The organism is Comamonas sp. B-9 (genome assembly GCF_000410635.1).
Lineage (GTDB): Bacteria > Pseudomonadota > Gammaproteobacteria > Burkholderiales > Burkholderiaceae_C > Comamonas.
The window spans coordinates 32,611-42,625 of sequence record NZ_KE148677.1 but is presented as its reverse complement, the minus strand read 5'-3'; the positions used below and the strand labels follow the sequence as shown (position 1 = coordinate 42,625).

Genomic DNA, 10,015 nt, shown 5'->3' with positions numbered 1-10,015 from the left:
GGCGCTGCGCTGGCCCAGGTGGCGGCGCAGGCGCGGCAGCATGCGGGCCAGGCGCTGGCTTTCTTCATCGCTCTCGGGCTGCTGCGCGGCGGCGCTGGCGAGAGCCAGGGCCTCGTCAAAACGCTCCATGCGTTCGAGCACGCGCATGCGGCGGTGGCGTGCACCCGGGTAGGGGCTGGCAGCATAGGCTTGCTCGGCAAGGGCCCAGCTTTGGCTGCGCTCACAGGCCTGGCCCAGGCGCAGCAGCACCTTGGCATGGCGCTGCTGCAGCCAGGGGTTGGCGCTGCGCCAGGCGGCCAGCGCGTCCATCAAGGCCTGGCGGTCCTCGTCCTCATCCACCGCCTGGCGCCACTGCTGCAGCTGTCGGTAGCCCTGCACATCGGCGCGGGTCTGGAAGGCGCGCGACTGCGCATCAAAGGCCACCGTCTCGTATTTGAAGATGCCCAGGTCGGCCAGCACAAACTCTGACCAGTCCTGGTGCAGATTGCCAAAGAACATCAGGCGCAGGCCTTCGGCCAGCTCGCCGACGGTGACGCGCCAGGCGGCATGTTCGGCCTGCGGGTGCCAGCGGTGGTAGGGCTGCAGCTGCTCTTGGGCTTCTTGCTCGGTACCTGGATCAGACTGCTGAACCAGTTGGGCCAGCATCTCCGCCTTGCGCAGCGTGCGCGCCAAACCGGCGTTGGCAAAAATTTGCAGCAGCTCTGGCTTGGTGTGCAGCGCAAACAGCTCGGCCAGCGCCATGCCGGCATCGGCATCGATCCAGCCCAGCGCCAGCAGGGGCTGCGCGGCGGCATGCACATCGGGGATCTCGTCGTAGACCAGCTTGTCCGCGCGGAACCAGGGCCCGCGCCGCATCAGCATGCGCACCATCAGCGCCTGCGACTGCATGGGGGCTTGGGCAAAGTCCGCCAGAAACTGCTGCTCTTGCGCATCCAGCACATCGCCATAGCGCTGCCCCAACCACTGCAGCGCGCGCTCGAAGTTGTGCAGGTAGTAGTAGCGATGGGGGGCCAGCATGGGGGGTCGGATGCGGTGAAGGTGAGTGATAGCTTATCTGTATTTTTATACAGCTATTTTAACTTTGCCGCCATGTCCCCTTCTGGCCGTCAGGCTCGATGTGCCGATAGCACTATTCCACTGCTTGCAGGCAGGCCATATACAAATGAGTTTGCGAATAGAAACGATTCTCATTTATTATGTTTTTATTTGACGCTGCCTTGATGCCGAGCAAAGTGTTTTCCGTTTATCCCGTGGAGGCGAGCCAACCGTGCCAAACCCAGACAGTGACATCCATCCGTTGGTGCAGGAGCACGGTGTGATGCTGCGCCACTATGCTGCACTGCAAGCGCGCTGCACGGCCCAGGTCGATGCACTGCGCGCGGAAGTCGAGGCGCTGCGCGCCCAGGTCACCCAGTTGCGGGCCCAGGTCATCATGCGCAACAGCGCCCTCATCTGGGAGCGCGAGGACCGCCTGGTGCACCTGTCGGCCATCGCCAACCGAGCAGCCGTCACGGCCGTGCGCCGCTGTGTGGACCCGGCCGCGACGATGGAAGTGGCCGCCGTGCCCCCGCCCCCACCCGATGCCTATCTGCAAGAGCTGGGCCAGCATGCCACCAACCTGGTGATTTGCCAGACCGGCTGCATCAGCCACGGCGGCTACTGGCGCGAGCATGACCAGTGCAAGCGCCTGGGCAGCACCTGCCTGCTCGAAGACCCCCAGGCCTTTGTCCCCACAGAAACCGCCAAGGCTTCGCACGCCTGGGTGATGACGGCGGCCAGCGTGCCCGCCAAGGAGCTGCCATGAGCTCGCGTTTTCCGTCCTCCGTATCGGGTCCGCTGCTGCTGCGCGAATGGGAGCGCCTGACCCAGACCGGCGTGGAAGCCAGCCGCGACAACCGCCCCGAGCAAGCGCTGGCCTGGCATGAGCATGCGCTGCGCGTGGCGCACCAGCTGTTCCACGATGCGCCGGCCGGCGTTTGCGCCGATGACCGCCTGGCCGCCTTTGTGGTCGCGCACCTGAACCTGGCCGACTGCTTCAACACCTTGAGCCAGCCGATATCGGCCGGCGAGTGCATCAACTGCGCCCACCACCAGCTCTTGGCCTTGACGCGTGACGACCATGCCAGCGCCGACCTGCGATCGGCCGCCTGCAAGCACCTGCACCACACCTTTGCTGCATTGACCGAGCACCACAACCGCTGCGCCGCCCGCGAGCGCGAGGATGCGATGGAGCGGCAGGCCCACAGCGTTCCCATGCCTTCGGGCAACCCGCCGCCGGGCACGCTGCTGCACTGACAGCCGCCGCACCGGCATTGACCTCCCTGTTCTCCACTCAACAACTGACACACGATATGTCCTATACCCTGCCCAAGCTGGCCTATGCCTACGATGCCCTGGAGCCCAACATTGACGCCCAGACGATGGAGATCCACTACAGCAAGCACCACCAGACCTATGTGAACAACCTCAACGCTGCGGTTGAAGGCACGGAGTTTGCCAACCTGTCCGTCGAAGCGCTGGTGGCCCAGGTGGAATCGCTGCCCGAGAAGCTGCGCCTGCCCGTGCGCAACAACGGCGGCGGCCATGCCAACCACAGCCTGTTCTGGGAAGTGATGTCGCCCAGCGGCGGCGGCCTGCCCCAAGGCGATGTGGCCAAGGCCATCGATGCCGACCTGGGTGGTTTTGAGGCCTTCAAGGACGCCTTCACCAAGGCGGCACTGAGCCGTTTTGGCAGCGGCTGGGCCTGGCTGACTGTGACGCCTGAAGGCAAGCTGGCGGTGGAGAGCAGCGCCAACCAGGATTCGCCACTGATGAAGGGCATTGGCTCGGGCAACACCCCGATCCTGGGCCTGGACGTGTGGGAGCACGCTTACTACCTGAAGTACCAAAACCGCCGCCCTGAATACATTGCCGCTTTCTACAATGTGGTGGACTGGGGCGTCGTTGCCCGCAAGTACGCCGCAGCGCTGGGCAAGTAAGTCACTCCCTTCTTCGAGCACGCGAGCACGCACATGACCCCAGGCAACCAACCGATGGAAATGGACAACCAGCCCGACCCGCGCGATGACGCATCGCGCAGCACCGCCAGCCCTGCGCCCAAACCGGCGCTCAAGCTGCGAACCCGCATCGGTCTGCTGATCTGTGGCCTGGGGGTGTTTGCGCTCGGCGCGCTCATCTGGGATGGCCTCAAAAACGAGCCCTCCGTGCGCAATGCGCTGCTGGGCGGCTGCATGGCCGCCCTGGCCACCGCCTTGGGCACCCTGCCCCTGCTGCTGGCCCAGCGCCCGTCGGAGCGCACACGGGATACCTTGTTTGGCTTTGGCGCCGGCGTGATGCTGGCCGCCTGCGCGTTCTCGCTGGTCATCCCCGCACTGGATGCCGCACGCGCCTCGAATATCTTTGACGGCAGCGCCTGGGCTGCTGGCGGCGTCGTCGGCACCTCCATCCTGCTGGGCGGCATGGCCCTCTTGGTGATGGACCGCCTGCTGCCCCACGAACATTTCATCAAAGGCCGCGAAGGCGCCAGCGCCCAGCAGCTGCGCCGCACCTGGCTCTTTGTGTTTGCAATCATCCTGCACAACCTGCCAGAAGGCCTGGCCATTGGCGTGGGCTACGCCGGCAATGAAGGCATGCGCGCCAATGCGCTGGCCATCGGCATCTCCATCCAGGACGTGCCAGAAGGCTTTGTCGTAGCCGCCGCACTGCTGGCCGTCGGTTACAGCCGAGGCTTCTCCGTCCTGCTGGGCATCGCCTCCGGCCTGGTCGAACCCCTGGGCGCCGTCGCCGGCGCCGCCATCATCGGCAGCTCCGCCCTGCTCCTCCCCTGGGGCCTGGGCTTCGCCGCCGGCGCCATGCTCTTCGTCATCAGCCACGAAATCATCCCGGAATCGCACCGCAAGGGGCATGAGTTTTTTGCGACTACGGGGTTGATGGTGGGGTTTGTTTTGATGATGGTGTTGGATACGGCGCTGGGGTGAGGTCAATGGGCGTTTTGGATGTACTAAAGCCCCGAACAACTATTTTGGGCTGTAGAAAACTAAGGAGCGACGGCTGCTTTGCAGCGATCGCTGCCTCCCATGGTCTCATCGCGCGGGTTCGCTCACCACCGCATAGCGGTCATCCGTGCGCTAATGTTCCAGCCGAAGCTGTGACCACTTTCTGGGTAGCAGCAGACGCTGGCCATCAGGGCCATCCAAGTGACTACTAGATGTCCGCTATCGCTGTGCATGAATAGGCGCTATCGACCCAAAGCGGCTGTCTGGTGAGTGCTTAGGGAGGCCCGAATCGGACGCCGGAGCTGCGTAGTTCATCCTCCAACTGTTCGTCGGTCAAACCTTTTCCAGTTTGATTTAAATCCCACACCCAGACAAGCTGGACTGCCATCAAGTCCTGCTCAGTCACTAAGTCGGCTATAAAAAATCCAAGAATTGAGCGGTTAACTCCGTACTTTGCTGCCAGTTCACGCAGAAGCACTGTCACACGCTCGCCTCTAGCCAGTCTTAATCGATATTCACCGACGTCGCCCTCAGGCAGCTGCATCATGCTATTCATTGAAGTGTCCGTTCCTGGCCGATAACCGTCATCCTAACCTCGAATGCTCAAGCTTCGCACGCGACTAAGCCGGCCAGCTGCCCGCACAGGTCGACCGACCAGCCCACACGCGTAGACAGTGTGAGCGTCGGTTCTCAATTTGCATGTAGTGAGAAAATTTGCAAGATCAGTGAGAACGGTTGATACAGCCAGTCTCACACTCTTGCAAAGATCCTACCGACCAAGCCAGGAGTGATCTGCGGACGGAACTTGCTCGGTTGAATCCACAGCCATATGCGGACACTCGAACCTTTGCACCCGAGAGTGAAATCAGAATTTTTAGGCCTGTCTCAAAGTGGCTACTACAAATTTGCCTATCGAACAGCAAGCTCATAAAGTAGTGCGAACTATGCATGCCTGTTGCATACCTTCCAAATCTAGTTAGGCCTCATCAACCACATGGCGCAGATCCGAGCACTCCTTAAAAAAATCTTCGGAAGTGGACCTGAGCAGGCTCCACCTGAAGACCCCCTCGACTACGAGAAAGTGGTTCATCTGGATGCTGAGAACTTGGCAGAACAAGGCATCAAAGCTGCCTATGACGACCTGCTCCAACAGTTGCAGCACTACTCACCAAATCCACTTGATGTGACCGAAGAGGTTAGTTCAGATGCGGGCTCGTACACGGTCATCGCAGCAGGCAATCGCTACGAAATATGGGGGCCGACTTTCGATTCAGACGATGACTGGGCAAGAGCAGCTGTAGCGTTCTTCCAGATCGTGAACGCAAACCTAGGCCAGTCATCGCACAAGTTTTATGCCCTCTACGGAGGGAACGACCTTAGTGGCTTATTCCTCACTAACGAGCAATGCCTACTGGCTCAGAAAGCCATCAAGAATCCGTCCTCTAGGCCCTACATGCCAGTTATGGAGCCGCCGCACTATGGCTTCCCAGCACAGGGTTCGACTTAGAGTCGCTAACACAACCCTTGATACGTCGTTGCCAAACCTTGCCGTACTACTGTACTGTCTGCGGCTCGACGCCTAGTCTCAATCGCAAACCTTCGGTTTGCTGGGTCGTGTTAGCGGCTCTTAACCTTCCGTCGAGGGGACTCACCCCGGAAAGCCGAATATGTCAGATGACTGCGAACTCTATTTTCTAGAGCGCGATACGCGTCCAGCCAGGGCGGAACTAGATGGCAACGGATCCCCATATCTGTTGTCTGAATGGCATCTCCCGATTGTTTGGCTAGCCTTATTTCAGCCGCAGGATGCACGTATAGACCTCACTTCTATCCGAGACGGAGATCGAGCCTATTTTGCGACCTTAAGAAATGAGGCGCTTTCTAATCTAGAAAATAGAAAAGCGTGGATTCAGGCAGCGGTCCCCAATCTGGATGTGGAATGGTTAGATTCGTTTACCAAGTTCCTTACGACCTGCAAGCTTCCGTGGGTACATGTTCAGCCCCTCTCTTTTTATGAGGACGGCTCAGCCCCTAGCATCGAAGCGTTGAAGGATTTGCTGAAAATTTTTAGCTGTCCTCCAAATTTATTAGGTACAGCGTCAAGCCAAGGCTTGAATTTGTATAGCGCTCATTTCGCTAGTCAATTCGATCAAACAGAGAAAAATATCAAATTGATAAGCCTGGGATACAGTGGCACAGAAGACCTCGCCGAATGGGATGACTAAATTGGCGAACTTCCGCTTTGGGCCGAACAGCAACATTCATGCGCAGACAATTGGAGCTGCTGGCACGATGCCTCAATTCGGCAAGTAGCGAACCGAGGGTGTTGCTGATAGTTTCATCTCATACCGAGAATTTAGGGGAAGGTTCAGTTATGAGTGTCACGCTGCATGTCGAAAGACCGCGTAATGAACCTGCCATTGAGCTAAATGAATGGCTTTCCGTCATTAAGGCCGATACTCAGTTACAGATGCGAACTGCGCCTTATAAAGTAATCAATCCGACTACTGGCGCCACCATAGAAATGTCTGTAGGAGAGGCAGACTCTGAAATTTACTTCGATGGGGAGTGGGTTCCTTTTCTTCAGTTCAGAAGAGGAAAACTCAGAACAGGTTACGTCGAGGAGTTTGATAACCCAAGCGACTTACGACGTCAAAAAATCTCTGCAATTGCAAAGGCACTTGATGCCCAAATCGCCACAGATGATGACGATGACCTATTGGATTGGTGACCGGCAGCAAAGGATTGATAGCACCACTTCAACTTGCGTAAAAGCTGTTCCTCGCTTAGCGTCCAAATTAGATGACCGATTCCGGTTGTACAGCGGACCTGGAAAGGCGCTTCACAGCTATGGCTACTCTGGGCGCCGTCAGACATTGAACTTGCAGAGTCGACGGTCTGCAACCAGCCTAAAACGGCTATCGAAGCATGATCACTGCCAATCGGCACTTCGATACCGGCTGAAGTGCATCGTCAACCCTTCGGCATGTCTCCAAACCTCTTTGGAGTCGAACTCAAAGAATTGCGGTTTACGACTCACCGACTCTCACCACCCCAATCCCCCACAACCCCAAAGCTTATTTGCGAATGATTCTCAATTGAGCGTATACTGCACCCATGGCGTAGCAATTGCGGCTACTCCAAGGTTCATCGTGGGGCGACTTACCGGAACTGTCCGGAAGTCGTTTTTGCCAGCCAATGGTTCACACTAGCCACGCATTTTTTTGCGATGAACGCCGGCTTCGATAGCGCCATTGCAGCGCAGCGATCCAGTCTCTGACAGCGCCTTTGCTCTGCCCTGCCAACGGTTGGCAAGCAAGTACCACCAGGCCTCCTGTCCACCCTCCCCTGCTCTCTCCATCTACACACATGCCAAGGGCATGTTTTTTTGCGTCTGCACAGTGCATCGCGTTGACGGCATCCAAGCGCTTCACACCACCCCAACCCAAAAAAAAAAGCCCAGATCATCCCTGCCAACGGCAGCAGCAATCTGGGCTTACCCACCACACCCACCGCAGCGGCAAGCGCTGCAGCAGGCTAGCTACTAAGAGCCGCTAACACAACCCTTGATACGTCGTTGCCTAGCCGGCCGCCTCAGGCCTTGCCGTACGCCTGTACTGTCTGCGGCTTGATGCCTTGTCGGGGGCGCCCAGCCTCAACCGCAAACCTTCGGTTTGCTGGGTCGTGTTAGCGGCTCTAACTTAATTAAAAATCCACCGACGCCGACAACGCAAACGTACGCGGCGCGCCCAGCGCCAGGCTGGACAGCTGGGGCATGCCCCAGTAAGACTTGTTGGTCGCATTCAGAACAGAGGCGCGCAAGGTAACGGGCTTGTCGGCCACCTTGGTGCTGTAGCGGGCGCCCAGGTCGTAGGTGGTGCGGCCGGCGGCCCAGAGGCTGTTGTCGGCGCTGATGTACTGGCGGGATACGGCGGTGGCGTTGGCGTTGAGGGCCAGGCCTTGCACGCCGGGGACATCCCACTCCGCACCCAGTTTGCCCTGCCACTTGGGGGTGCCGGTGGCGAGCTTGCCTTGGTTGACGCCACCAGCGGTTTGCGTCAGCTTAGGGGCGGTGTAGGCCACGCCGCCCATCAGGCGCAGGCCGTGCATGGCGTTGCCGAAGAAGCTCCACTCAATGCCACGGTTGCGCTGCTCGCCGCCGAACGAGTAGACGTTGGTGACGGGGTCGGTGTAGCTGCTGGGCCGGGTGATTTCAAACACGCTGACGGTGTGGGCGAAGTCGCCCAGGTCGAGCTTGAGGCCCAGCTCCTTTTGCTTGCTCTTGTAGGGGGCAAACACTTCGCCGGCGTTGGCGGCGGTCATGGGTGCGGTGGCGCCCTGGCTCAGACCTTCAATGTAGTTGGCGTAGAGCGAGAGGTTGTCGCTGGCCTTGACCAGCAGCGCAGCGGCGGGCGAGGGGGCGCTTTCGTCATAGCGCGAGGTGCGCGCACCCGAGGTGATGTTGTAGGTGTCACTGATCACCTGCTGGCGGCGCACGCCCAGGGTCAGCTGCACGCGGTCTTGTGCCATCGACAAGGTATCGGCGATGCCATAGCTGGCCAGGCGCACCTCGGTGTGTGAGATGTGGGGAGCGACAAAGTCGGCCGCCGGGCCCCATACCGGGTTGTAGAGGTTGGTGGTCCAGTCGGCGCCGGGCACGCTGCGGCGGCCGTAGTCGTTTTGCTTGTGCGCGTAGTGCGTGGCATTGATGGCCCACTGGTGGCCCACGGCGCCGGTCTGGCTGCGGCCCTTGATGCCGACTTCGCCCGACTGCTTTTTGACATCAAAGGCGAGCTGGCCCATCGTGGTGCGGAAGTCGCCTGCGGTGTTCAACACCAGGGCCGACATGGCGCCGTTGTACTGGTAGTCGGTCTTGCTCATGCCAAAGGCGGCATAGGCCATGACCTGGTCGTTCAGGTCGTACTCGCCGCGCAGGATGGCGGCCTTGTCCTTGGTGCGTACGGTGGACCAATCGGGGTTCAGCAAGGTATCGCCCTTGGGCACCTTGGGGATGGGCAAACCGGGCGACAGGCTGATGCCCCGGTTGACGCCGTTGACCCGGTCGTCACTGGCATAGAAGTCGGCCGACAGGCGGGCGCGGTCGCCACGCCAATCCAAGGCCAGCGATGCGAGCTGCACTTTTTTCTGCTGGTCTTTGATGGAGCCATCGCCATCGCGGTACACGCCGTTAAAGCGCACACCGAGCTGCTGGCGGTCGCCAAAGCGGCGGCCCATGTCCAGGTGGCCGCCCAACTGCGAATCAGACATATAAGTGGTGGTCAGGCGGGTGAGCGGATCGTTGCCGGCGCGCTTGGGCACCAGGTTGACGGCTCCGCCCACCGAGCCGCCTGGCGGCATGCCGTTGAGCAACGCCGATGGGCCCTTGAGCACTTCGATGCGCTCAAACATCTCGGGGGAGGTGCGGTAGTACGGCGCCATGCCATACAAACCGCCAAAGGTCATGTCGGTGGAGCTCGACGAGAAGCCCCGGATCGAATAGTTCTCGGCCCAGGCACCCGATACGCCATTGCTGAACACCGTTGGGTCGGTCGCGGCAATCACGTCGGTGATGTTCTGCGCCTGGCGGTCTTCAATGTACTTCTCGGTGTAGCCGATGGTGCTGAACGGCGTCTCCATAAAGTCTTTGTCGCCCAACAGGCCCACGCGGCCGCCGGTGGTGACCTGGCCGCCCGCATACGGCGCTGCAACCTGGGCGGCTTTTTCTTGCACGGTGATCGGCGCCAGGGTGACGGCGTTGTCCGCCGCTGCTGCCGGCTCTGCCGCGCTGCTGGTTTGCGCGTTGGCAAGGGGCGCTGCGACCAGCATGGCGCCAATGGTCAGGCCCAGCAGCACCTGGGGGCTGAGGGGGTTGAGCGCGCTGCGGCGCAGTGCAAACGGGGCCGCATGCTGGGCGACGGGCCGTGCGCTGCGCAGGGCGCTGGCAGCACGGTGCTGGGGGTGAAGGCGTTCTGGCATGCCTGGTTCCTTAGATGTTATGGATACAGAAAAAGCAAGGGTGG

General features: G+C 60.2%; 9 protein-coding genes and 1 pseudogene. 7 read left to right on the top strand and 3 right to left on the bottom strand.

Features of this window, described 5'->3' with window-relative positions; genetic code table 11:
* Window positions 1-1,017, bottom strand: a pseudogene (locus H928_RS0124895) (VRR-NUC domain-containing protein); the annotation flags it as partial.
* A gap of 301 nt (window positions 1,018-1,318) precedes the next feature.
* Here H928_RS0124895 and H928_RS29830 point away from each other — a divergent pair.
* From H928_RS29830 to H928_RS0124875, 4 genes are read left to right on the top strand one after another with little or no spacing between them, the layout of a single operon-like run.
* Window positions 1,319-1,804, top strand: a complete 486-nt coding sequence (locus tag H928_RS29830; RefSeq protein ID WP_373604941.1) for a hypothetical protein — start codon at window positions 1,319-1,321, stop codon at window positions 1,802-1,804.
* Complete coding sequence (locus H928_RS0124885) at window positions 1,801-2,295, top strand: hypothetical protein (RefSeq protein ID WP_021028932.1); 495 nt, start codon at window positions 1,801-1,803, stop codon at window positions 2,293-2,295. Before H928_RS29830 ends, H928_RS0124885 begins: the two co-directional genes overlap by 4 nt.
* 56 nt (window positions 2,296-2,351) lie before the next feature.
* Window positions 2,352-2,978, top strand: a complete 627-nt coding sequence (locus H928_RS0124880; protein WP_021028931.1) for a superoxide dismutase — start codon at window positions 2,352-2,354, stop codon at window positions 2,976-2,978.
* Between the two features lie 60 nt (window positions 2,979-3,038).
* Entirely contained in the window at window positions 3,039-3,977 is a 939-nt protein-coding gene (locus H928_RS0124875) for a ZIP family metal transporter (RefSeq protein WP_027011386.1), read from the top strand.
* Between the two features lie 292 nt (window positions 3,978-4,269).
* On the opposite strand, the gene H928_RS31940 is transcribed toward H928_RS0124875, so the two are convergent.
* Window positions 4,270-4,551, bottom strand: a complete 282-nt coding sequence (locus H928_RS31940; RefSeq protein WP_021028929.1) for a hypothetical protein — start codon at window positions 4,549-4,551, stop codon at window positions 4,270-4,272.
* Between the two features lie 438 nt (window positions 4,552-4,989).
* Between H928_RS31940 and H928_RS31935 the strand changes: the two genes are divergently transcribed.
* The 3 genes from H928_RS31935 (at window position 4,990) to H928_RS31925 (ending at window position 6,726) form a co-directional block, all read left to right on the top strand.
* Window positions 4,990-5,502 (top strand): hypothetical protein, encoded by a 513-nt coding sequence (locus H928_RS31935; protein ID WP_148293318.1) that lies wholly within the window; start codon window positions 4,990-4,992, stop codon window positions 5,500-5,502.
* A 160-nt stretch (window positions 5,503-5,662) separates the two neighbouring features.
* The gene (locus tag H928_RS31930) at window positions 5,663-6,220 is read left to right on the top strand and encodes a hypothetical protein (protein WP_148293317.1); all 558 of its coding nucleotides are present in this window, start codon (window positions 5,663-5,665) and stop codon (window positions 6,218-6,220) included.
* A gap of 149 nt (window positions 6,221-6,369) precedes the next feature.
* Complete coding sequence (locus tag H928_RS31925) at window positions 6,370-6,726, top strand: hypothetical protein (protein ID WP_148293316.1); 357 nt, start codon at window positions 6,370-6,372, stop codon at window positions 6,724-6,726.
* A gap of 974 nt (window positions 6,727-7,700) precedes the next feature.
* Here the strand turns inward: H928_RS31925 and H928_RS0124860 are convergent.
* Window positions 7,701-9,971: a TonB-dependent siderophore receptor gene (locus tag H928_RS0124860; RefSeq protein ID WP_021028926.1), complete on the bottom strand. Its 2,271-nt coding sequence runs from the start codon at window positions 9,969-9,971 to the stop codon at window positions 7,701-7,703.
* Between the last annotated feature and the right edge of the window lie 44 nt (window positions 9,972-10,015).